The organism is Gluconobacter aidae (genome assembly GCF_009547075.1).
Lineage (GTDB): Bacteria > Pseudomonadota > Alphaproteobacteria > Acetobacterales > Acetobacteraceae > Gluconobacter > Gluconobacter aidae.
This window is the reverse complement of sequence record NZ_WIPH01000007.1, coordinates 73257-95415: the sequence shown is the minus strand read 5'-3', so window position 1 is coordinate 95415 and position 22159 is coordinate 73257. Positions and strand designations below refer to the sequence as shown.

At 61.8% G+C, this 22159-nt stretch carries 22 protein-coding genes; 8 read left to right on the top strand and 14 right to left on the bottom strand.

The genetic code is table 11. From position 1 onward, the window contains the following. Positions 1-5: 5 nt before the first annotated feature. A complete protein-coding gene (gene tkt, locus GFJ39_RS05200; RefSeq protein WP_153430342.1) occupies positions 6-2063 on the bottom strand; it encodes a transketolase in 2058 nt (685 codons plus the stop codon). 137 nt (positions 2064-2200) lie between these two features. Between tkt and GFJ39_RS05195 the strand changes: the two genes are divergently transcribed. The 4 genes from GFJ39_RS05195 (at position 2201) to GFJ39_RS05180 (ending at position 5234) form a co-directional block, all read left to right on the top strand. Further along, entirely contained in the window at positions 2201-3205 is a 1005-nt protein-coding gene (locus tag GFJ39_RS05195; protein ID WP_407645866.1) for an MBL fold metallo-hydrolase, read from the top strand. A gap of 51 nt (positions 3206-3256) precedes the next feature. After that, a complete protein-coding gene (locus GFJ39_RS05190) occupies positions 3257-3757 on the top strand; it encodes an ankyrin repeat domain-containing protein (protein ID WP_153430340.1) in 501 nt (166 codons plus the stop codon). Then, a complete protein-coding gene (gene hisC, locus GFJ39_RS05185) occupies positions 3754-4821 on the top strand; it encodes a histidinol-phosphate transaminase (protein ID WP_153430339.1) in 1068 nt (355 codons plus the stop codon). The genes GFJ39_RS05190 and hisC overlap by 4 nt, the downstream gene beginning before the upstream one ends. 137 nt (positions 4822-4958) lie before the next feature. Further along, positions 4959-5234: a hypothetical protein gene (locus GFJ39_RS05180; protein ID WP_153430338.1), complete on the top strand. Its 276-nt coding sequence runs from the start codon at positions 4959-4961 to the stop codon at positions 5232-5234. 54 nt (positions 5235-5288) lie between these two features. On the opposite strand, the gene GFJ39_RS05175 is transcribed toward GFJ39_RS05180, so the two are convergent. Next, positions 5289-6107, bottom strand: a complete 819-nt coding sequence (locus GFJ39_RS05175) for a glycosyltransferase family protein (protein ID WP_153430337.1) — start codon at positions 6105-6107, stop codon at positions 5289-5291. Between the two features lie 84 nt (positions 6108-6191). Here GFJ39_RS05175 and GFJ39_RS05170 point away from each other — a divergent pair, with 84 nt between their 5' ends. The 3 genes from GFJ39_RS05170 to GFJ39_RS05160 all read left to right on the top strand — a co-directional run bounded on the left by GFJ39_RS05170 (position 6192) and on the right by GFJ39_RS05160 (position 8526). Next, positions 6192-7475 carry an aminopeptidase gene (locus tag GFJ39_RS05170; RefSeq protein WP_153430336.1) on the top strand — a complete coding sequence of 428 codons (1284 nt, stop codon included), beginning with the start codon at positions 6192-6194 and terminating at the stop codon, positions 7473-7475. Next, positions 7472-8026 (top strand): hypothetical protein, encoded by a 555-nt coding sequence (locus tag GFJ39_RS05165; protein ID WP_153430335.1) that lies wholly within the window; start codon positions 7472-7474, stop codon positions 8024-8026. Before GFJ39_RS05170 ends, GFJ39_RS05165 begins: the two co-directional genes overlap by 4 nt. A gap of 68 nt (positions 8027-8094) precedes the next feature. Then, complete coding sequence (locus GFJ39_RS05160; RefSeq protein WP_153430334.1) at positions 8095-8526, top strand: hypothetical protein; 432 nt, start codon at positions 8095-8097, stop codon at positions 8524-8526. On the opposite strand, the gene GFJ39_RS05155 is transcribed toward GFJ39_RS05160, so the two are convergent. After that, positions 8508-8933 carry a flagellar export protein FliJ gene (locus GFJ39_RS05155; RefSeq protein WP_153430333.1) on the bottom strand — a complete coding sequence of 142 codons (426 nt, stop codon included), beginning with the start codon at positions 8931-8933 and terminating at the stop codon, positions 8508-8510. The genes GFJ39_RS05160 and GFJ39_RS05155 overlap by 19 nt on opposite strands. Positions 8934-8953: 20 nt before the next feature. Next, the gene (gene fliI / locus GFJ39_RS05150; protein ID WP_153430332.1) at positions 8954-10306 is read right to left on the bottom strand and encodes a flagellar protein export ATPase FliI; all 1353 of its coding nucleotides are present in this window, start codon (positions 10304-10306) and stop codon (positions 8954-8956) included. A gap of 191 nt (positions 10307-10497) precedes the next feature. Here fliI and GFJ39_RS05145 point away from each other — a divergent pair, with 191 nt between their 5' ends. Beyond that, positions 10498-11241, top strand: a complete 744-nt coding sequence (locus GFJ39_RS05145; RefSeq protein WP_153430331.1) for a response regulator transcription factor — start codon at positions 10498-10500, stop codon at positions 11239-11241. Positions 11242-11317: 76 nt separating this feature from the next. Here GFJ39_RS05145 and glmM read toward each other — a convergent pair whose 3' ends face one another. From glmM to ybgC, 10 genes are all read right to left on the bottom strand, one after another. After that, entirely contained in the window at positions 11318-12676 is a 1359-nt protein-coding gene (gene glmM, locus GFJ39_RS05140) for a phosphoglucosamine mutase (protein ID WP_153430330.1), read from the bottom strand. Between the two features lie 93 nt (positions 12677-12769). Beyond that, complete coding sequence (gene ftsH / locus GFJ39_RS05135; RefSeq protein ID WP_153430329.1) at positions 12770-14674, bottom strand: ATP-dependent zinc metalloprotease FtsH; 1905 nt, start codon at positions 14672-14674, stop codon at positions 12770-12772. 171 nt (positions 14675-14845) lie between these two features. After that, positions 14846-16081, bottom strand: coding sequence for a tRNA lysidine(34) synthetase TilS (tilS, locus tag GFJ39_RS05130; RefSeq protein ID WP_228391803.1), 1236 nt, complete (start codon positions 16079-16081; stop codon positions 14846-14848). Between the two features lie 23 nt (positions 16082-16104). Further along, complete coding sequence (locus GFJ39_RS05125; RefSeq protein ID WP_153430328.1) at positions 16105-16971, bottom strand: tol-pal system YbgF family protein; 867 nt, start codon at positions 16969-16971, stop codon at positions 16105-16107. Between the two features lie 143 nt (positions 16972-17114). After that, complete coding sequence (pal, locus tag GFJ39_RS05120) at positions 17115-17594, bottom strand: peptidoglycan-associated lipoprotein Pal (RefSeq protein WP_011253210.1); 480 nt, start codon at positions 17592-17594, stop codon at positions 17115-17117. Positions 17595-18081: 487 nt separating this feature from the next. Beyond that, positions 18082-19443, bottom strand: coding sequence for a Tol-Pal system beta propeller repeat protein TolB (gene tolB, locus GFJ39_RS05115; RefSeq protein WP_153430327.1), 1362 nt, complete (start codon positions 19441-19443; stop codon positions 18082-18084). 16 nt (positions 19444-19459) lie between these two features. Next, positions 19460-20455 carry an energy transducer TonB gene (locus GFJ39_RS05110; RefSeq protein WP_325062837.1) on the bottom strand — a complete coding sequence of 332 codons (996 nt, stop codon included), beginning with the start codon at positions 20453-20455 and terminating at the stop codon, positions 19460-19462. A 12-nt stretch (positions 20456-20467) separates the two neighbouring features. Continuing rightward, positions 20468-20908, bottom strand: coding sequence for a protein TolR (gene tolR / locus GFJ39_RS05105; protein WP_153430326.1), 441 nt, complete (start codon positions 20906-20908; stop codon positions 20468-20470). A gap of 3 nt (positions 20909-20911) precedes the next feature. Further along, positions 20912-21703, bottom strand: a complete 792-nt coding sequence (tolQ, locus tag GFJ39_RS05100; protein WP_153430325.1) for a protein TolQ — start codon at positions 21701-21703, stop codon at positions 20912-20914. A gap of 29 nt (positions 21704-21732) precedes the next feature. After that, positions 21733-22158: a tol-pal system-associated acyl-CoA thioesterase gene (gene ybgC / locus GFJ39_RS05095; protein ID WP_041111982.1), complete on the bottom strand. Its 426-nt coding sequence runs from the start codon at positions 22156-22158 to the stop codon at positions 21733-21735. Between the last annotated feature and the right edge of the window lies 1 nt (position 22159).

The window sequence follows — 22159 nt, the reverse complement described above, 5'->3', positions numbered from 1 at the left end:
CTCCCTTACTTGCCGCGAAGGGCCTGACGCTTCGCCGCGTCGTAGACCGCCTCAGGCGTGAAACCGAATTTCGTGAGCAGTGCCGAGGCCGGAGCCGACGCACCGAACGTGTTCATGGCGATGATCGCGCCACCCAGACCGACGTAACGATCCCAGCCGAAAGCCGCAGCCTGCTCGACCGCAACGCGACCGATCACGTCAGGCGGCAGCACGGAATCGCGGTATTCCTGGCTCTGCTCTTCGAACAGGTCGAAGCTCGGCATGGACACGACGCGGGCCTTGATGCCCTCTTCCGTCAGCTTCTCGTAAGCCGCAACCACGAGGCTGACTTCCGAACCCGAAGCAATCAGGATCACGTCGGGCTTGCCCTCACAGCTCGCCAGCACATAGCCACCCTTCGCCAGACCGGAGGCGGAGGCATATTTCGTACGGTCGATCGTCGGCAGGTTCTGACGGCTCAGCGCCAGGACCGCCGGCTTGTGCGTCATCGGGATCAGCGTCCGCCAGGCTTCGGCCACTTCGTTGGCGTCGGACGGGCGGATCGTCATGATACCCGGCGTGGCGCGAAGCTGTGCGAGCTGCTCGATCGGCTGATGCGTCGGTCCGTCTTCACCCACGCCGATGGAGTCATGCGTGAAGATGTACAGAACCGGCAGTTCCATGATGGCCGACAGACGGATCGGCGCCTTCATGTAATCGGAGAAGATCAGGAAGCCCGAACCGTAAGCGCGGATGCCCGACAGCGCGATGCCGTTGCAGATGGAGCCCATCGCATGTTCGCGCACACCGAAATGGATGTTCCGGCCGCCATAGCTGCCGTTCCATTTTTCCGGCTGGAAGGAGCCACCGCCCTTGATGTCCGTCTTGGTGGACGGCGTCAGGTCGGCAGAACCACCGATCATCCAGGGAAGGTTCTTCGCAACCGCGTTCAGCACCTGACCGGAACTTGCACGCGAGGCAACGCCCTTGGCGTCGGCTTCGAAAGTCGGAATGTCCTTGTCCCAACCTTCCGGCAGGCGGTGCTCGATGATGCAGTCGATTTCAGCCGCGAGGTCCGGATGTGCTTCGCGATAGGCCGAGAAAAGCTCGCGCCATTCCGCATTGGCTTCCGCGCCACGCTTGCCAAGCCCCTCGGCGAAATGCTCCTTCACGCCATCGGGGACGTAGAAATCCGGCACATCTTCCGGCCAGCCATAAGCGGCTTTCGCACCCTTGATTTCTTCCGCGCCCAGCGGCTCACCATGTGCCGAAGCCGTACCGGCCTTCTTGGGTGCGCCATAGCCGATGACCGTTTTGAGAACGATCATGCTCGGACGATCCGTCACCGCTCGCGCAGCTTTCAGAGCAGCCAGAATGGCGTCCACATCATTGCCGTCCGTCAGCGTCTGGACATGCCAGCCATAGGCCTCGAAGCGTTTGCCCACGTTTTCCGTGAACGCAAGATCCGTCGAACCTTCAATGGAAATCTGGTTCGAATCATAGATCCAGGTCAGGTTCCCCAGCGCCAGATGACCGGCGGTGGAGGCGGCTTCGGACGCCACGCCTTCCATCATGTCACCGTCACCACAGAACACCGTCACATGGTAGTCGAACAGCTTGAAGCCCGGGCGGTCATAACGCGCGGACATCCATTTCTGCGCGATCGCCATACCGACGGAATTGCCGCAGCCCTGACCGAGCGGGCCGGTCGTGGTCTCGACACCAGCGGTAAAGCGGTATTCCGGATGGCCCGGCGTCTTGGAGTTCAGCTGGCGGAACTGCGACAGGTCCTCGACAGTGAGCGACGGTGCATCGACAACCTTGCCGTCCCGGATATCCTTCACACCCGTCAGGAACAGGGTGGAGTACAGCAGCATCGAAGCATGGCCGACCGAGAGGACGAAACGGTCGCGCGCCGGCCAGCACGGATCGGCCGGATCATATTTCAGATCATGCTGCCAGACGGCATACATCGCGGGGGCAAGGGCCATGGCCGTGCCGGGATGGCCGGAATTGGCGCGTTCGACACCTTCCATCGAAAGGGTACGGATCGTATTGATGGCGAGTTGGGGAAGCGTACTCATCGGAATGGGGTCTCCGGCTTGTGACTGACGGGAAGACACGCAACGATGTCTCCCGCACCTTCTGCTGCCACGGCATGACGCGAAGTCGCGCCGGACGCAATGGCTGATTGGTAAACCATATTGTGAAACACGCTCTTGTGCTTAATGACAACCTGCCACATTTCGACGGGCGTCATTACCGAAATCCAGAGGCATGGCGTCCCGACGAGACACGCACGGCCCGCACGACGTCCCAGCGGATCGGGAATATCTTCCGCTGGCAGATGGGGCTGCGCCCTCGCTGGCCGGACGCCCTTCCACCCCAGAAAGCCTGGCCGCAGGCTACGCCGGCTCCGGGAGAATGCTGCGTCACGTTCATCGGCCATGCGACCGTTCTGCTCCAGTTCGGCCGCGCGGGACGCGCCCCTCTGCGGATCATCACTGATCCGGTATTCTCCGAACGCTGCTCCCCCTTCCGCAGTTTCGGTCCCCGTCGCGTCCGTCCGCCCGGCATTGCACTGGATGCCCTCCCCCGCATCGACATCATCCTCGTCTCGCACTGCCATTACGATCACATGGACCTGCCGAGCCTGCGCGCCCTGGCCGAACGGGACGACCCGCTGTGCATCTCGCTGCCCGGCAACCGCCGCCATCTGGAAAAGGCCGATCTGCCCCGTATCGCCGAGCTGGACTGGTGGGAAAGCACGACCGACGATGGTGCCTGCGTCACGGCAACCCCGGCCCTGCATGGCAGCGCCCGCACGCCGTTCGATTCCAACCATGCGCTGTGGGGCGGATTTACGATCGAAGCGGATGGTCACACGGTGTTTTTCGCGGGGGATACGGCCTGGGGCAAGCATTTCGACGCGATTCACCGCCGCTGGCCGGAGATCGATCTCGCCATCCTGCCCATCGGCGCCTACGATCCGAGGGAGCTGATGCGGCGCGTCCATATGTCGCCCGAAGAAGCCCTCATGGCCTTCGATACGCTCAGGGCAAAACAGGGGCTGCCCATCCATTTCGGGACCTTCCAGCTCACCGATGAGGCCATTCTGGAGCCCCCCACCCGTCTGGAATTCGCCAGCCGCCCCGGAAGCCGCCCCTTCGCGGCACTGGAGAACGGTGAGAGCCTTACCCTTCCGCCCGCTGACACAAAAAGCTAATCTCCTGCCCGACAACACCCCGCGAGGGGACACCGCCATGTGGAAACCGTCATGAACGCCCAGAACGTCACTTTCACGTCAGACCAGATCACCGCCCTGTTCATCGACGCGGCCCGTGAAGGCGATACCGACCTCCTGACCCAGTTTCTGGACGCCGGCATGGCCATCGATACGCCCGACAGCCGCGGCTACACCGCGCTGATCGTCGCCACCTATAACGGCCACGCAGATGCCACGCGCCTGCTGCTGGACCGGGGCGCCGATACGGAAGCCACCGATCTCAAGGGCGCCACGGCACTGTCCGGTGTGGCTTTCAAGGGCCTGACCGACATCGCAACACTTCTGCTCGATCACGGCGCCCAGGTGGATCACGCCAATCATGCGGGTCGCACACCGCTGATGTTCTCCATCATGTTCAACCGCGAAGACATGGCACGGAAGCTGTTGGCCGCCGGGGCCAACCCGGATCTGAAAGACGCGGATGGCGTTTCCGCCCGTGACCTCGCCGAGCGCCAGCTCATGACCAGCCTGTTCACCGGAACGCCCGCATGAGCCGTTTCTGGAACCGCCGTGTCCGTGACCTGCATCCATATGTTCCGGGCGAGCAGCCGAAAGTCGCAGACCTGCTGAAGCTCAACACGAACGAGTCTCCCTACGGTCCAAGCCCGAAGGTTCTCGACGCCATCCGGGAAGCCGCCTCCGACGACCTGCGCCTGTATCCGGACCCGACGGCGACAGTTCTGCGCGACACCATTGCCACGCGCTTTGGTACGACGCCGGACCGTGTTTTCGTCGGCAACGGCTCGGACGAAGTGCTGGCCCATGCCTTCCGCGCCCTGTTCCACGATGACGCACCGGTCCTGTTCTCGGATGTGACCTACGGCTTCTATCCGGTCTATTGCGGCCTGTTCGAACAGCCGTTCCGCCATATCCCGCTCAATGACGATTTTGCGATCGACATCGACGCCTATACCGGTGACTGCGGCGGCATCATCGTCGCCAATCCCAATGCGAACACGGGTATCGCCCTCCCACTGGAGCAGATCGAGACGCTCCTGAAGCGCCATCCGGACCGCACCGTCATCATCGACGAGGCCTATGTCGATTTCGGGGCGCAGTCCGCCATTGAACTGACACACCGGTATGACAATCTTCTGGTGGTCCAGACGCTGTCCAAGTCCTATGCCCTGGCAGGGCTGCGTGTGGGTTTTGCGATCGGCTCCCCCGAGCTGCTCGAAGGTCTCATCCGGGTCAAGGACAGCTTCAATTCCTATCCTCTCTCCCGCCCGGCACAGGCCGGGGCCATCGCCGCGATCCAGGATACCGACTGGCTTGCGGACATCACGGCGCGCGTCGTCGCGAGCCGTGACAGGCTGGTCCCGGATCTGCGAAATCTTGGCTTCCAAGTCCTGCCATCCTGTGCCAACTTCGTTCTCGTGCACCATCCGGAGCACAAGGCCGGAGCCATCGCCGCAGCCCTGCGCGAGCGGGCGATCCTTGTCCGGCATCTCTCAACCCCGCGCATCCAGGACTGGCTGCGCATCTCGATCGGAACGGACGAAGCCTGCATACGCCTGACAGACGCTTTGCGGGACATCCTTTCTCCCCGATCCTGAATTAACCGGACGGTAATACCCCGTCCCCCATAATCATGAGCCACACAGGGCCAGCCGGGCACGCTTTTGCGTGTTCCATCCCGCCATCCCCGGATGAGCGGGAGGCCCGTGAATGCTTCATGCGGAAAGACGAACACATGCGTGCATTTCAGGGACAGATGTCCGACAACCAGCCTATTCGCCGTAATCAGGCCGAAAAGGAAAAACAGCTCCGGGACCTCAAGGAGACGATCGCCTCCATGAAATCCCACACCTCTCCGACACTGAAGGAGAGCATCCAGCGCCGCATTCGCGAACTGGAAGTCGAACTGCGCACCATCGCGCGTGAAAAGGCTGCCAAGGCCGCCAATCCGGACGCGCAGGCCGACCGTCAGCGCCGGCCGCCACGTCGCAACACGATCCGCTCCATGTGAGGAATACCGTGAAAAACCCGGTACGGAGAGTGTCTCCGCGCCGGGTTTTTCACATCAGGCGTCCTGACCAGCCGTTCTGCAAGCCGCTGCTCTGTCCCAAACGGCCGACCCCATCAGACGCAGCCGCGTCAGGTGCAATCCGTCGGTCTCGGTCAGGACATAATACGCCGTATATTCGCCGGTCGGCCTGCCTGGCCTGTCCTTCAGCAGCCTGAAAACATTCCGGTCCGCCGTCATCTGCGTCCCGTCTCCGGCCAGAGGCTGGTTCCACATCTCCAGAGCTTCCGGCACCCGCGTCCGGTCGATCATCAGGCAGTTCGGATCGACAAATCCGCCATAGCTTTCCCGAAAAATCCCGCCCCCGATCCCGACCGACTCCCACTGGTCCTCGCAGATAGGGCGCAGCGTCCGCGGATGCACGAACCAGCGCCCGGCCCAGGCCCAGTCCTGCCCTTCAATCACCGTCAGCAGAGAGGACAGGTGATCCGGCGCCCACCAGTTGTCGTCATCGAGATAGGCAATCCGCGGCGCATTCGAGAGCTGGCTGAGCACACTGCGCAACACGCCCCCATCCTTTGCACGGCCAAATCCGCCATGCCTCTGGGACGTGGAATAGCCGGGCCACAGCACTTCGACAGCCCAGCCAGGCGGCCGTCCTTCGACCGCACGTCGCAGCAGTTCGTCCGCACCTTCTCCCGGAGCCCGATCCAGCCCGATCATGATCTGGACCCGCAAGCCACCCTTCTGCTCGAAGATGGACTGAAGCGCCCGGACGATACTCGGCCGCAACAGGCTCGGCATGACGACCGCGACATCGAATGGACTCTGGTCGGGCTCACCTGGATCGGCGAAAATGTGAAGTCCGGGTTTCATGGCGAAAACGATACTGCGCCCCTACAGGACTGTCACCTCACACCCCGCCCTGCTCTCTTGCACTTCGGCGCCACAGGGCACACCATGACGGACAGAATGATCACTGCGAAAGAGTCCAACGTGTCCGCTCCTTCCACCTTTTCGCACGAACAGCTGCTTGACCGCCTGGGCGAGGTTGCCGTCCGCGTTGGCCTGAACATCGCGCCGGGGCAGCAGCTTCTCATCACAGCACCGCTGGCCGCCGTCCCGCTGGTCCGTCGGGTGACGGAACACGCCTACAAGGCTGGCGCTTCTCTCGTGACAACGCTGTACGCGGACGATGAAACCACGCTGGCCCGCTTCATCCATGCCCCGGACGAGGCTTTCGACGTCGCCCCCACATGGCTCGCTGACGGCATGGCCCGCGCTTTCCGTGAAGGCGCAGCCCGCATGGCCATCACGGGCGCCAACCCGACCCTTCTGAAAGGCCAGGACCCCGAGCGTATTTCCCGGGCCAACCGTGCCAATTCCAAGGCCAACCGCCCGGCGATGGAAATCATCACGCAGTTCGCCGTGAACTGGAACATCATCGCCTGCGCCACCCCGGCCTGGGCCGCACAGGTCTTCCCGGAGCTTCCGGCCGACGAAGCACTCGCCGCCCTGTGGGACGGAATCTTCAAAGCCTCCCGCGTCGACGTGGCCGATCCCGTCGCCGAGTGGAAAGCCCATAATGCCCGTCTGCATGCCCGGGCAAAATACATGAATGACAGCCGCTTTGACGCCCTGCATTTCAGCGGCCCCGGCACCGATCTGACGGTCGGTCTCGCGGATGGCCATCTCTGGGCAGGCGGCTCGGAAAAATCGGGCAACGGCATTGTCTGCAACCCGAATATCCCGACGGAAGAAATCTTCACGACGCCCCATCGCAGCAAGGTCGATGGCCGGGTCAGCAGCACCAAGCCGCTTTTCCATCAGGGCACGCTGATCGACGACATCTCGGTCCGCTTTGAAAACGGAAAGATTGTCGAAGCGTCCGCCAGCCAGGGCGAAGACGTGCTCAAGCGCATCCTCAGCACCGATGAAGGCGCGGCCCGGATTGGTGAAGTGGCCCTCGTACCGCACTCCTCGCCCATCTCGGCCAGCAAGATCCTGTATCGCAACACGCTGTTCGACGAAAATGCGTCCAGCCACATTGCCCTCGGTCAGGCCTATACGAAATGCATGGTCGATATCGAAGGCCTGACGCCGGAAGAACTGCTGGAGCGAGGCGTCAACGACTCCCTCATCCACATTGACTGGATGATCGGTTCGGACAAGATCGACCTCGACGGTCTCAAGAATGGCAATCGCGTGCCGCTGATGCGCGCTGGCGAATGGGTGCAGGCATGACATTTCCCCGCATGACAGGGCTCTCCGCCCTCCTCGTTTCCGCTGCAATGCTGCCGCTCGCAGCACAGGCCCAGTCCTATCCACCCTCCGCCTATCAGGGCAGCACCCAGAGCCAGACCCAGATCGACGGAAGCGCCCCCCTTCAGGGCGCGCCGCAGCAGACCCAGCAGGTCTCGCCGCAGGTCCGCGCCGATACGGAGCGCGCCATGCGCTACCCGCTGCCACCCGACTTCATGACCCGGGCCGCCGCAACGATCGCCGAACTCCAGGCCCGGAATATCCAGCCCCCCAACTCCCATGGCACGAGCCTCTCAGAAACGATCCGGCAGATCAGTCAGGTGCCGGGACTGGCACCCGTCCTGCAAAGCCACGGTTTCACACCCGAGAGCTTTGTCATGGGCATGACCACATTCGGCATGACCCTGGCCGCCAGTAACGGACAGCTCCCGACAGGAATGCCCAGCCCCAACCCGTCCAATGTCGCCCTCTTCAAGGCCCAGCCCGAACAGGTTACGGCCCTGATGCAGGCGATGGGCAACCCACCGCACTGAAAACGGCTCAGAGGCCGTTCCTTCCCCGGAATGACCCGGCCTCTTCCACCCGCGAACCAAAGACCAGAATGTCCATCAAACTCGATCCCGCGATTCTCCCTGCCCTGGATATCCTTGGCATGGCCCAGTCCGGCGCCCTTTTGCGCGCCGAGCGCGAAACTCCACCGGACGGCATCCCCGCTTTCGTAACCCGTAGCGGCTGGGAGGAACTGATTGCGGCCCATGCCGCGCATCATGACGCCCCCCACACGGTCATTCTTCCAGCACTGGAAAAAGCTGTTGCCCGTCTTCTCTCCCATGCAGCCGAAGGAGCATCACGCAACGGCGAAATGACACCGGTCATCACGCTGCAAAGCGATCTTTTCCCAAGCGATCCCGACCTCGTCCTGGCTTTCGTCCGCGACAGCACCCACCCGGTCGCCTGCGCGCTGATCGGAACCACAGCCCAGATCGGAACGGCTTTACGCGGGCATGAACCCTCTCACGACCTGCCGAACTGACGGACAGCGAGTTCATCCAGAGCGTTCTGTTCCTTTCTGAGGTCAGCCTGCCGCTCCTCTTCCTTGTGCTCTTCCCGCAAGGTCCTGACGGCCTCCATGGCTGCCCGGGCAGCGATTAGGGCTGCGCGCACTGCCTCGCGATCCATCGCCGCTTCCCGACAGCACTCTCGAGCATCCAAAACGGCCTGTCGCCCGGCGGGAAGCCAGCGACTGAACGCTTCCACGGCCCCATCATCCGCAGTCGAGCTGGACGCGGCTCGCTGTTCGTTCAGGATTTCTGTCTGGGCGGCAGCCAGTTTTTCTTCCGCTACCGTTTCTCGCGCCACGGCCTCTGAAAAGCTGCGTTCCACAAGATCAAGTTCCTGCTCCCGCAGGATAATCAATGTCTCGAGAGGAGAGCGTTCCATTATGTGAGGTCCTTTACAATTCATTCAGGAGGCAGGTTTTTCAGCGGCACCTGCATGATCTGCGCCAGCTGCTCAAAGGCTTCGGCGCGCGTGGTGCGTTCGTTCCGCCCCTGAGACAGGAATTCGTTCAGCTTCGGCATCAGGGCAATGGCTTCATCCACCTCACGATCCGTTCCGGGCTTGTACGCCCCCAGCCGGATCATGTCCGCCATCCGCTGATAGGTCGCCATCGCGGCCCGTGCGCGTCGCGTCAGAGCGTTTTCCTCAGGCGAATTACATCCCGGGACCGCACGCGACAGGGAACGCAGAACATCAATGGCAGGATAACGCCCCTGCTCGCCGATCTTGCGATCAAGAATGATATGGCCGTCCAGAATGCCACGCACGGCATCCGCAACCGGCTCATTCTGGTCATCCCCTTCCACAAGAACCGTGAAAAGCGCCGTGATCATGCCCTGATCGGCATAGCCCGGGCCCGCCCGCTCGAGAAGACGCGGCAACTCGGCAAAGACCGAAGGCGGATACCCCCGTGTCGCGGGGGGCTCTCCTGCTGACAGACCGATTTCACGCAGCGCCATGCAAAACCGCGTCACGCTGTCCATCAGCAGCAGGACCGATTTGCCCTGGTTCCGGAAATATTCCGCGATGGCCATGGCGGACAGGGCGGCTTCGCGACGCATCAGTGGCGGTGAGTCCGAAGTCGCTATCACCAGCACGCTACGCGCCAGCCCTTCCGGCCCGAGATCATCCTCGATGAACTCCCGCACCTCACGCCCACGCTCGCCCACAAGCGAAATCACGGCGACATCACAATCCGCACCGCGCGCCAACATGGAGAGCAATGTGGATTTCCCGACGCCCGATCCTGCGAAAAGCCCGAGCCTCTGCCCCCGCCGGCAGGTCGTGAAAGTATCAAGCGCCCGGACCCCGAGGTCGATACGATCGCCAAGCCGCGCCCGGCTTGCGGCATTGGGCGGAGGACACTGAACCGGCTGCCGCTCAAACGATGGAAACAGAGGCCCCTTCCCGTCGATCGGCTCTCCCAGCGGGTCCACCACGCGGCCCAGCCAGTTTTCGTTGACGCCAAGACCACCATCATGACGGTTCAGCGGAATCCTGGCCTCACATCCCGGCCCAATCCCATCCAGTGGACCAAAAGACATAAGTCGCGCGACGTTACCCTGAAACCCAACAACCTCCGATTGCACGATACGACCATCCCGCGCCATTACCGCGACTCGATCTCCAATCGTAATAAAACCTTCGAGTCCGATAACGGTCAGGCACAGACCGATAACGTCTTTAACACTCCCTATAACCCAGTTGCAGGTGAGATTCGAAAGCCTTTCAAGCAGTCTGTCGTAGTCATCCATAATGGCAATTTCTGACCGTTTTCCGCGGATTGTTTCAAGTCCCCCGACCCTACAACCACACCCTTAAGAGAACCCTAACGTTCTTCTTCAACGAGAAGAATAATGACAATTTTACGATTTTTGATCCATATCTATCGACAGATACAACCTTGGGTAGTAACCATTATTTCACCAAGCCGGGAGTTGAAAAAATGCGTATTCTTCTTGTCGAAAGCGATCAGTCAGCCGCCGCCACACTGTCCCAGGTCCTGCGGACAGCCTCTTTCACCGTAGACCATACGCCGTCTGGCGAAGAAGCCATCGAGATGCTTCGCCATTACGACTACGATGTGGTTGTGCTCGAACTGATGCTGAACGACCTTGAAGGCTACGAAGTCATTCGCCGCGCCCGGGCCGCGCGTATCACGACGCCCATCCTCGTCCTGTCCGCCCTGCTGCGGCCTCAGGCAAAAATCCGGGCTTTCTCCGTGGGCGCGGATGATTACATGACCAAGCCTTACGACGCAGGTGAACTGGTCGCCCGCCTTCAGGCCGTCATGCGGCGCTCGCGGGGCTTTGCCGAACCGAAGCTTCGCATCGGTAGCCTGGAACTGGACCTGAATGGCAAGAACGTCACGGTCGACGGCGCTCCCCTGCACCTGACGGGCAAGGAATACGCCATTCTCGAACTGCTGGTGATCCGCAAAGGATCCGTCCTGACCAAGGATGCATTTCTCAACCACCTGTATGGTGGCATTGACGAGCCGGAAATGAAGATCATCGACGTCTTCATCTGCAAGCTGCGCCGAAAACTCCAGAATGTCGGTGCGGGGAACCTGATCGCTACGGTCTGGGGACGCGGTTACATCCTGCGCGAAGATGACACCGCGGAGATCCCCGCCGCAACAGACGTTCCTTCCAAAAACACTCTTCCCGCCGTCGGCGCAGCCGTCTGACGTCAGACAGCCTCTCGGGGTCAGACTCCCCGCTCATTCACGACAGGTTCGCGCTTTGCATAGTCATTTACCAGAGTCAGGCGTGTGCGATCGCGCGGATGACATCACAGACATGGTCCACAACCTCATGCACCAACGCCTCATCCTGCGCCTCGGCCATGACACGGATCAGCGGTTCAGTCCCGCTTGCCCGCAGGACAAGACGGCCACTTCCGGCCAGCCGCTCGTCTGCCCACGCCTTGGCCGCGGCGAGATCCGGACTGCCCATCGGGCTGGTTCCTGAATAGCGGACATTTTTCAGAATCTGCGGATAGGGCGTGAAGAAACGGCAGATTTCGCTGGCAGGCCGCTTGGTCTCAACGGAGACAGCAAGGACCTGCAATGCAGCAATCAGGCCATCGCCCGTGGTGGCATAGTCTGACAGGACCATGTGACCAGACTGCTCGCCGCCCAGATTGGCCCCGATTTCCCGCATCCGCTCGACAACATAGCGATCACCGACCGCCGTGCGCTGAAGTTCGAGACCATTCTCCGCCAGGGCCTTTTCCAGTCCCATATTGGACATGACGGTCGTCACCACGGTATTGCCCCGCAACCGGTCATGCTGTTTCCAGAAGGCAGCAATCAGACCAATGATCTGGTCTCCATCCACAAGATTGCCATTCTCATCCGCAATCAGGACACGGTCCGCATCACCATCCAGCGCAATACCGAAATCCGCACCATGCTCCCTGACGGCTGCGCACAGCGTTTCAGGATGCGTTGATCCCACGCCATCGTTGATATTCAATCCATCAGGTGAACAGCCGATCTTGATGACATCCGCACCAAGCTCCCACAAGGCCGTGGGCGCCACGCGATAGGCCGATCCATTGGCACAGTCGATGACAATCTTCAGGCCATCCAGACGCAGGCCACGCGGAAAAGAGGCTTTCGCATTCTCGATATACCGTCCGGCCGCATCCGTCAGACGGGACGCCCGGCCAATCTGCGCCGGGGATGCCAGTCGCGCGGACAGGTCCTGTGACATCAGATCCTCGATCTCGCCTTCCACTTCGTCAGAAAGCTTGAAACCGTCCGGTCCGAACAGTTTGATGCCGTTATCGGTAAAGGGATTATGCGATGCCGAGACCATCACACCCAGATCCGCCCGGAGGGAGCGCGTCAGCATGGCAATGGCGGGCGTGGGCAGCGGTCCGACCAGAATGACGTCCATCCCGGCCGACAGAAAGCCTGCGACCAGGGCGCATTCCAGCATATAGCCCGAAAGGCGCGTATCCTTGCCGAGCACGACGCTGTGCCGGCGGTTCTGACTGCGCATGAAATACAGGCCGGCGGCCTGCCCCAGCCTCTGTGCGATCTCGACCGTCATGGGCGCGGTATTAGCCGTTCCCCGAATGCCATCAGTACCGAACAGAGACCTTTTGATGGCCATAATGAAGAATCCTGCCTGTCTGCCAGAAATGAAAAAGGCGCGGCACCGGGGAAGATCCCGATGACGCGCCCGTTGGTGCGATTGGCTGCCTGATTACCCCGCCTGAGGCGCCGGATCAAACGCGCCGGGGCGCGTGGTCGGAACAGATGCACGACGGTTATCGGGAACCTGTTCATCGTCCGATGTACGCTCGATGGCCTCACCCCGCATGATGCGACCAACATCCTCACCCGTCAGCGTTTCATATTCCAGAAGCGCCGCGGTCAGGCGGTGCAGGTCATCGATACGGGTCGTCAGCAGATCGTGGGCCTGCCTGTAAGCCGTGTCGATCAGGGCCTTGACCTCCTTGTCGATTTCGCGGGCCGTCTCTTCCGAAATATTTTTGCTCTGGGTCACGGAATGGCCAAGGAACACTTCCTGCCCGTTATCGCCATAGGCGATCATGCCGAGCGTATCGCTCATGCCCCATTCGGTGACCATGCGGCGCGCAAGATCGGTCGCGCTCTTGATGTCACCCGAGGCACCTGCGCTGACTTCCTCGCGTCCGAAGATGATTTCCTCGGCCACGCGGCCACCCATGGCAATGACCAGACGGGCCAGACACCATTTGCGGCTGTAGGAAATGTTGTCCTTCTCCGGCAGGGTCATGACCAGACCCAGCGCCCGGCCGCGCGGCACGATGGTCGCCTTGTGGATCGGATCGCTACCCGGCGTGAAGATCGCGCAGATGGCATGTCCGGATTCGTGATAGGCCGTCGAGCGTTTTTCGTCCTCGGTCATGACCATGGAACGACGCTCCGCTCCCATCATGACCTTGTCCTTGGCCTCTTCGAACTGCGCCATGCCGACAGTCCGCCGTCCCTGACGGGCCGCCATCAGCGCAGCCTCGTTCACGAGATTGGACAGATCCGCACCCGAAAAGCCCGGCGTACCCCGTGCAATGACCTTCGGATCGACATCTGACGACAGCGGAACCTTGCGCATGTGAACGCGCAGGATCTTCTCCCGCCCTGCAACATCCGGATTCGGCACGACAACCTGACGATCGAAACGACCAGGACGCAGCAGGGCCGGATCCAGAACATCCGGACGGTTGGTCGCGGCAATCAGGATGACACCCTCATTGCTCTCGAAACCGTCCATCTCGACCAGCATCTGGTTGAGGGTCTGCTCACGCTCATCGTTCCCGCCGCCAAGACCGGCGCCACGATGGCGACCCACCGCATCGATTTCGTCGATGAAGATGATGCAGGGCGCGGATTTCTTGCCCTGTTCGAACATGTCACGCACACGGGACGCACCGACACCGACGAACATTTCCACAAAGTCCGAACCGGAAATCGTGAAGAACGGCACATTGGCCTCGCCCGCAATGGCGCGGGCCAGCAGCGTCTTACCGGTGCCCGGAGGTCCGACCAGCAGCGCGCCCTTGGGAATCTTGCCGCCCAGACGGGTGAATTTCTGCGGGTCGCGCAGGAACTCGACGATTTCCTGAAGCTCGGACTTCGCCTCATCAATACCGGCGACGTCTTCAAACGTCACGCGGCCGGTCTTCTCCGTCAGCAGCTTGGCACGGGACTTGCCAAAGCCCATGGCCCGACCGCCACCACCCTGCATCTGGCGGAAAACCATGAAGCACAGCCCGAGCAGCAGCAGAACCGGCAGATAGGCGCTCGCATAACGCAGAATCGGGCTTTCGCCGCTTTCCATCGGCTTGGCCGTCACTTCGACGTTCGCGGCTGTCAGACGGGCCGGAAGGCTCGGATCAAGCGGAGCGTAGGTCTCGAAAGACGTCCCGTTCGTCAGCGTTCCGGAGACATTCTGCTCCTGGATCACAACCGAACGGACCTGATGCTGGTCCACATCATGGATGAAATCGGAATAGGCGATCTGCTGGGCTGCATGCTGGCCGCCACCGGGCTGGAAGGCTGTCAGCACTGCCATTCCGACCACGATGATGACCACCCAGATCGCGACGTTACGGCCTAAATTGTTCATCTCGCTCTCTGTTGTCCTTCAGACTGTTCCGTCAGATGCGTTTCGGGCCCCCCCGTCACAACTGGCCGACCGGTCACATTCTGCGTTGACTCCATAACATAAGCCTCCGCGCCCACGATCCTACCCCATCAGGGGCAGGAAAACGCATTTCTTGCGTTTTTGAAGCGCTTTTTAAGTCGTGAAATGATTTTCTCCCGTCGCAGGGACGTCGGACAACCAGACAAAATCCGCCTCACCAGCGGATTCACCCCACGTAATCCCTTCCAGACGCGGCCAAAAAACCACCCGGCCCTCATGCCATACGCCCGGAAGACAGCGGGCAGCCTCGTAAGGCACACCCAGCCTGCGCAGATCCAGCGCATGAACCGCGTCCCCCAGCGGCCCGATCAGGCTCTCCCCCGGAAGATCGGGAACCATAAGGCGCCATCGATCATCCCAGACCGCTCCGATCTTCGCGGGAACTGACGGCCCGAGCGCCCTTTCCTCGCGCACCAGAATGATCCCGTCTCCAAAGCGCCCCGCCGACCGGACCTGCACCCCTGACAGCGTTCCGAAACCCCGTGCCAGCAAAGTCTGCACAGCCGCACGCGCCGGACGATAGACACTCCCCGAAAGCAGACGGATCAGAACGGACAGGCTCTCTTCATCCACGCCCCCCTGCCCGAGAAAAACCCAGCCCTGGGGGTACCAGATGGCATGGCGACCAAGCCGCCTCGCCCGTTGCGTCTCAAGGCGCTGACGCTCCTGTAGGGCCACCCGTTGCAGAGCACTGGCTTCCTGTCTCTGCTCCGGCGTCAGGTCCTGCCGCAGACGAACGCGCTCGAAACGCCGGTTGGCGTTCGACGGATCCTCGATCCAGGGCAGGTTCGCCTCTTGTAGAGTCAGGCGCAGACGCGCTGTGGGAAACGTCAGAAGCGGCCGGACCAGCCGAATGCGCCCACGAACGGAAACAGGCTGGATGCCACTCAGCCCCAGAGGGCCGCTCGCCCGCAGATGCCGCATCCACACCGTCTCGTCCTGATCGCCGGCATGATGCGCAACCAGAAGATCCAGGCAACCTTCCGAAACACAGGCCGCCTCAAGAGCATCGAACCGGGCCTGGCGGGCGCGCTCCTGCGTCCGGCCTTTCGGAAACGGCGCAAGCGTCAGAAGCCGGGCCTTCACGTTCATCCCGGCAAGACGACGAACCGTCAGATGGGCTTCGGCAGCGGACTCAGGACGCAAGGCATGATCCACGACGAACGCCACGACATTCCGTCGCCAGCGACGGGTCAGAAACGCGAGCGCCATGGAATCGGCGCCCCCCGAGACTGCCAGCCCGACTGGTGCGTCATCGATATCGGGTGGCCACGGACCAAACCCGGCCATCCGATCGGCAAACTCCTGCTCCCCGACCGGATAATCCATGCCCGAACTCAGAAAGACAGCGCTCAGTGACAGGCGGCGCGGCCCCGGAACATTGTCTCCGCCGTCTTCACGCGCGGCGCGGGTGCAGGGAACTCCGCCTTGAGCTTGTCCAGCGCCTGACAGGCCGATCCCTTGTCCCCGAGCGCCAGCATCGAAGCCGCAACGCCAAGCAGGGAGTCCTGGGCCTTCAGGGATTTGGGTGCCTTGGTATAGGCGTCGTAATAGGCAACGGCGGACTGACGGTACTGCTTCTGCCCTGCCAGGGACTGGGCCAGCAGGAACTGCGCATCCATCTTGCCCGACACGCTATGCGCCGTCTTGATGGCGAAGCGGGCATTGCTTTCCGCGTCCGTATAATTGCCCGAATGCAGGGAGGCGTTTCCGGCCTTCAGGGCATCGAGAGCCGTTTTCGGCTGTTCGGCGACCTCTGCGGCAGGGGTGGATACCTTTTCCCCGGTGGCAGCCTTGGCAGGAGCCGGGGCGGATGATCCCCCGCCATTCTGGGACGCGAACTGCATGTCCGAAATCTGCTTGGACACGCTGGCCTGATTGTCCCGGACGGAGTTGCTGAGCTGATCCAGCTCGCCTCGCATCTGGCGGTTCTGCTCTTCCAGAGCCGAAACACGCTCCAGAAGCTGCGCCGTCAGATTGCCGTCTGCGGCCGAAGCCTGCGGAGCGGCTGTCGTGCTTGGCGCAGCGAGGCCCCCACCGTTCTGAATCTGAGAAAGCTGCTGCCGCAGGGATGCGATCTGATCCTGAAGGACAATGGCTTCGCGTGAGGAAATTTCCCCGCTGTCAGGGGCATCCTGAGCCAGCGCCGGAACGACGGGCGACAGGACGGAAAGAGCCGTGCCCAGAAAGACGGCACGCAGGGAACGGGACAGCACCATAACGGATCTCCTGAGACAAACTCACGGTCACGGGCACGCAGGGAGGTCTCGCGTGCGACATGGCCCAGTCATAAAACAGAAACGGCCGGGGGATAATCCCCCGGCCGCTCATCATCCCAGTCCGTCAGGCCTGAAACGTCGGTTCAGCGAACAGACGTGATGGCGTTACGGTTCTGGGCCCAGGACTGCTCGTCATCGCCATCGGCGGTCGGGCGGTCCTTGCCGTAGGAGATCGTGGTGATGCGCGAAGCGCTCACGCCCTTGGCGACCAGATAGTCGCGGGCTGCGTTTGCACGACGCTGGCCAAGAGCAATGTTGTATTCTTCCGTGCCGCGATCATCGCAGTTGCCAGCAACCTGGATGCTGACCTGCGGATACTTGGCGAGCCAGGCAACCTGCTTGTCCAGCGTTGCGCGGGCTTCTTCAGAAAGCTGGGACTGGTTCAGCTCGTAGAAGACGCGATCGCCGACATTGGCGACCAGATCGGCTTCGCTGCCGGGCGTCGGGCCGGCTTCCTGAGCGACGGCGCCCGCGCCGGTGCTGTCACCCTTGTTGGTGTTGCCGTTGGAACAGGCTGCGAGAACAAGCGCCAGACCAAGCGCGCCAAATACCTTGAACTTCATGTGTCTCAATCCTGAGAACGGCCCCACATCGGGAACCGAATGCGGAAAATGCCGCGTTATCCCGGACCACTTCTCCCCAGACCAGAAGATACAGGAGTCGGTTCTGATTCCTGTCTGCCGCGCCTGAAAACCAGTGGCCATAAGGGCCCATACTCATGACTCAAATCATGGGTCAAGTGTCGTCTTAACGCGGGTTGGGGCTGGAAAGTTCGATTCAGTTTCGGAACCACAAAACTCGGCAGAAATGTCACACCAACTCTGACGAATGTGGCAGAATTCCGCCACATTCGTCTCATCATTGAAGTTTTACAGTTTGAATACATGCGCTGCCCGCGTGGCAGCCAAGCGTTACAGGCGTAGCACCCGGAGCCGGTCTGCATGGTCCTGACGACCACAGACCGAATCAACGCCGCGACTGGACTCTGGGAAAAGGGGTTTTCCACCCCTGAAAATCCGCGCTTTCCAACCGAAAGCGCGGAGCCTGACCTCAGCCGTTCCGCGGAGACCAGGCCGGGTCGGACGCACCCGTCGAGATCCGGATCGGACGCTCGTTGAAACCCGTAATATCGATCGTGCCGATGCCGGATGCAAAACCTGCACCGCCCGCACCGGACGCGCTCTGGCGACAGAAGGCCAGCACACGGCCATTGGGACAGAACGTGGCCCCATCCACCGTGAAGCCCTGCGTCAGAATACGCTCCCCGGTACCATCCGGGTTCATGACACCGAGTGAGAACCCACCGCTGCCAATCCGGGTGAAGGCGATCAGGTCGCCACGTGGAGACCAGACCGGAGAGCCATACTGGCCATTGCCATAGGAGATCCGCTTGGCCGCCCCCCCAGACGCACTCATGATGTAGAGCTGCGGGCTGCCTCCACGATCGGAATTGAACACGATCTGGCTGCCATCCGGACTGAAGCAGGGGCTGGTATTGATCGCACCATTGGAATTGGTGATCTGATGTTTCGCGCGCGAGGCCAGATCCACAACGAAGATATCTGATCCACCACCGCGCGTGGCGGACAGAACGACCGAGCTGCCCGTCGGAGAAAAGCGCGGCGCAAAGGAAATGCCCGAGAATTCACCGAGGATCTGTTGACGGCCAGAGGCCAGATCGAACAGATACACGCGCGGACGATTGTTCGAGTAGGACATGAACGCGATCTGGTCACGCACCGGATTGAAGCGCGGCGTCAGCGTCAGCCACTCGCCCCCCGTCAGCATGCGCTCGTTGGCGCCATCCTGATCCATCAGGGCCAGCCGCGTGATCTGGTGATGGCGCGGCCCAGTCCGGGCGATATAGGCGATACGGGTATCGAAATAACCCTTCTCGCCCAGCATCCGCTCATAGATCACGTCAGCAATGATATGCGCGATCCGGCGCCAGTTGTTGTTGGACGCCGTATAGGCCGTACCCTGGAGCTGCTGCCCGGAAAGCACGTCCCACAGACGCATCTCGACGCGCACGCTGCCCGAGCCAACGGCCTGACCGGCCACAGCGGCGCGGGCACCCTGTGCCTTGAGCGCGCTGAAATCCGGTGTGGAACCCGGTGGGACATCGCCACTCATGACCTTGAACAGACCGGTTCCGTTCAGGTCGGAGGTAATCACGCCGGAAATCTGCTCACCCAGGCCCGCTCCGAAGTTCGGAACGACGATGGGGATCGGCTCCTGACGGGCCTGATCGACGGTAATTTCGGCTTCACCAGGGCCGGAAGCCGCGCCTGACTGGGCAAAGGCCGCCAGAGGCGTTGCCAGAAGACCACCAGCGGCGGTGGCTCCCAGAACGGAGCGGCGCGAAAACAGCGCGCTCAGGGCCTCGGCGTCGGTATCGGAAATGAAGGACATGAGACTTCCTCGTGGATTACGGCCTGAAGACAAAACGCAGTTCATGCGTCTGACCAAGCATCTTGGAGGGAATGGGCAGATGGGCACAGGTGGGGCTCAGCACCGCATCCCGCGCCCGCTCCGCCAGAACGCGATAAGACGGATCTGCGGCCATCTTCGCAGCCGTTTCAGGCGCAAATTTGACGATCCGCGCCTCGCCGGTCGCATCAACGGTCACGACCATATGCGCGACAAAGCTCGCATAGTTCCGCGCCTCGGTATCTTCGGTGTAGCAACGGCGCACGGACCCACCGATGGCCTTCTGATCCGCCATGGACAGGGACTTGGTGATGTCACCATTCGGCACTCCGCCCCCGTTCGGCGCACCACCCTGCGGCGGATTGGCCTTCGCGGTCGGCGCATGGGTCTGCTTCTGGTCCGCCCGGAAATTATCCAGCGTCGCCAGAAGCGAATGACTGTCGGCTTCGGTTTTCTTGGCCGCATTCGGCTGCGTCATATGCGAGAATTTCGGCATATCCGGCAGCTTGTCGGCCTTCTGCGTCTGCGGGCTCGGCGGTGCGACCATCGTCGATTTGGATGGCGGGGACGGTTTGGGCGGCGATGCCGGCACAGGCTCTGGCGACTCATCCGTCATCTTCGGCGGCAGCTTGATGTCCGGCAGCTTCTGCGGCGGCGTCTCCGGCGGAGGCGGCACGGGCTGAGGCGGCGGTGGTGGCGGAGGCGGCTCTTCCGTCGGCGCCTTCAGGGGCGGCGTCGGGGCAGGAGGCGCCTCGTTTTTCACGGGTGCGGGGGCCGGAGCGGGCGCAGGCGCCGGATGATCGCCCTTGACCGGATGGGTCGGGGGACCCGCCTTCTCGAACTCCATCTGAACCGTGGGGGGCTCAGGCGGCTCGGGCGGTTTTTCGGGGGGGATCTGCACAAGCAGATACGCGATCAGCCCCAGGTGAACGGCGGCTGATCCGTACAGCGCATGACGAAAGCGCCTGTTGTCAGAGCGGCGTGGACGCACCACGGCAGCGGCCTCTTACTGGCCGCTCTGGGGCTGCTGCGCGAGAAGCGCAACATGCGTGAAGCCGCCCGACGTGATCTGTCCCATGACCTGCATCACCTGTCCGTAGTCGATATGCGCATCGGCCCGGACGAAAATGCGGTGGGTCGGATCATTCTGCGACTGTGCCTTGAGCTGGTCGATCAGCTGGTCCGACGTCACCTGCTGATCCCCCAGATAGAGCGATCCATCCGTCTTCAGGGAGACGGTGATCGGCTTGGAATCCGAATTGACCGGGCTCGCATCCGTCTTCGGCAGATCGACATTGACGCCGCTGGTCAGCATCGGCGCCGTCACCATGAAGATGATGAGCAGCACCAGCATGACGTCCACCAGTGGCGTGACGTTGATTTCAGACTCGGGCCGACGCTTGCGGCGTCCGCCTCCTCCAGCCCGTCCTCCCGCAGACATCCCCATGGTTCAGGCCTTCCCGCCGGTCGTATCGTCCGCACGTTCCTCGGACTGCCGCGACAGAATGGCCGCGAACTCGGTGCCGAAGGCTTCCATGCGGTCCGTGAACTTCTCGAACGAGTTGCTCAGGCCGTTATAGGCGATATAGGCCGGAATGGCCGTCACGAGGCCGATCGCCGTGGCGAACAGGGCTTCGGAAATACCAGGCGCCACGACCGAAAGATTCGTGTTGTGCATCTGCGCGATGGACGCAAACGAATGCATGATGCCCCAGACCGTTCCGAACAGACCGACGAACGGTGCCACCGGGCCGATCGTCGCAAGGAAGATCAGACGGCGCGTCAGACGGTCGTTCTCACGCATGATGGTGATGTCGATGGCGCGGTCCACGCGCTCGCGCACCCCACCACGCGACAGGTCGATACCGCCGATCCGGGCGGAGCGACGCCACTCACCCATGGCCGCACCAAACACGGCCGCCATCGGATGGGTTGGACGCGCACCGTCGGATTCGTAGAGATCGTCGAGCGATCCGCCCGACCAGAAACGGTCCTCGAACTCGGTCGCCTCACGGTTGACGCGACGGATGAGAATGATTTTTTCCGCAATGATCGCCCATACGCCGGCGCTGCACAGCAGCAGACCCAGCATCACCAGCTTTACAACGATGGAGGCGTGCAGGAACAGGTCCAGAGGCGAAAGACCGGCCGCACCGACCGCCCCAAGCGCACTCGAACTTACCTCATGATCCACTGTTCTCTCCTGTACAGATCCTGTCCCTTGCGGGTCTGGACTCTCCATTGCACTTCATGACGAAACAGGAAAGTGGGTCAGACCTCTCCTGCCTCCAGTTTTCTGACTGCATCACGCCAGCGAGGCGGAATTTTGGCAGGTTTCATGTCCGCGGCGTTCAGACAGGCCAGCTCAACGTCGATAACCGTAGCCGTTTCGCCACCCCCGGAATAATTCCGGACGGTCTGACAAAGTTTCAGCCGCGTCGGCGTCATGGCCTCCAGCGCCGTCTCGATTTCCATCTCGTCATCGAGTCGGAGCGGCGAGCGATAGCGGAGTGCCGCCTGACGCACCACGAAGACCAGTCCGAAATCATTCAGAAGCTCGGTAACGGACGCATCCGCATCCCGCATCGCCTCGCTCCGCGCACGCTCGGCAAAGCCCAGATAGCGCGCGTGATAGACAATGCCGCCCGCATCGGTGTCTTCGTAATAAACCCGGAACCTGATCTTGTGCGTGGCCATA

Excerpts from the sequence above, each read along its gene's own strand:
- glmM (WP_153430330.1), bottom strand. The coding sequence starts at position 12,676 with ATGGCCATCAAAAGGTCTCTGTTCGGTACTGATGGCATTCGGGGAACG.
- ftsH (WP_153430329.1), bottom strand. The coding sequence starts at position 14,674 with ATGAACAATTTAGGCCGTAACGTCGCGATCTGGGTGGTCATCATCGTG.
- GFJ39_RS05125 (WP_153430328.1), bottom strand. The coding sequence starts at position 16,971 with ATGGTGCTGTCCCGTTCCCTGCGTGCCGTCTTTCTGGGCACGGCTCTT.
- tolQ (WP_153430325.1), bottom strand. The coding sequence starts at position 21,703 with ATGGAGAGTCCAGACCCGCAAGGGACAGGATCTGTACAGGAGAGAACA.
- GFJ39_RS05155 (WP_153430333.1), bottom strand. The coding sequence starts at position 8,933 with ATGGAACGCTCTCCTCTCGAGACATTGATTATCCTGCGGGAGCAGGAA.
- fliI (WP_153430332.1), bottom strand. The coding sequence starts at position 10,306 with ATGGATGACTACGACAGACTGCTTGAAAGGCTTTCGAATCTCACCTGC.
- ybgC (WP_041111982.1), bottom strand. The coding sequence starts at position 22,158 with ATGGCCACGCACAAGATCAGGTTCCGGGTTTATTACGAAGACACCGAT.
- tolR (WP_153430326.1), bottom strand. The coding sequence starts at position 20,908 with ATGGGGATGTCTGCGGGAGGACGGGCTGGAGGAGGCGGACGCCGCAAG.
- GFJ39_RS05145 (WP_153430331.1), top strand. The coding sequence starts at position 10,498 with ATGCGTATTCTTCTTGTCGAAAGCGATCAGTCAGCCGCCGCCACACTG.
- GFJ39_RS05170 (WP_153430336.1), top strand. The coding sequence starts at position 6,192 with ATGACGGACAGAATGATCACTGCGAAAGAGTCCAACGTGTCCGCTCCT.
- GFJ39_RS05180 (WP_153430338.1), top strand. The coding sequence starts at position 4,959 with ATGCGTGCATTTCAGGGACAGATGTCCGACAACCAGCCTATTCGCCGT.
- tilS (WP_228391803.1), bottom strand. The coding sequence starts at position 16,081 with ATGGATTATCCGGTCGGGGAGCAGGAGTTTGCCGATCGGATGGCCGGG.
- tolB (WP_153430327.1), bottom strand. The coding sequence starts at position 19,443 with ATGTCCTTCATTTCCGATACCGACGCCGAGGCCCTGAGCGCGCTGTTT.
- GFJ39_RS05165 (WP_153430335.1), top strand. The coding sequence starts at position 7,472 with ATGACATTTCCCCGCATGACAGGGCTCTCCGCCCTCCTCGTTTCCGCT.
- hisC (WP_153430339.1), top strand. The coding sequence starts at position 3,754 with ATGAGCCGTTTCTGGAACCGCCGTGTCCGTGACCTGCATCCATATGTT.
- GFJ39_RS05160 (WP_153430334.1), top strand. The coding sequence starts at position 8,095 with ATGTCCATCAAACTCGATCCCGCGATTCTCCCTGCCCTGGATATCCTT.
- pal (WP_011253210.1), bottom strand. The coding sequence starts at position 17,594 with ATGAAGTTCAAGGTATTTGGCGCGCTTGGTCTGGCGCTTGTTCTCGCA.
- tkt (WP_153430342.1), bottom strand. The coding sequence starts at position 2,063 with ATGAGTACGCTTCCCCAACTCGCCATCAATACGATCCGTACCCTTTCG.
- GFJ39_RS05190 (WP_153430340.1), top strand. The coding sequence starts at position 3,257 with ATGAACGCCCAGAACGTCACTTTCACGTCAGACCAGATCACCGCCCTG.
- GFJ39_RS05175 (WP_153430337.1), bottom strand. The coding sequence starts at position 6,107 with ATGAAACCCGGACTTCACATTTTCGCCGATCCAGGTGAGCCCGACCAG.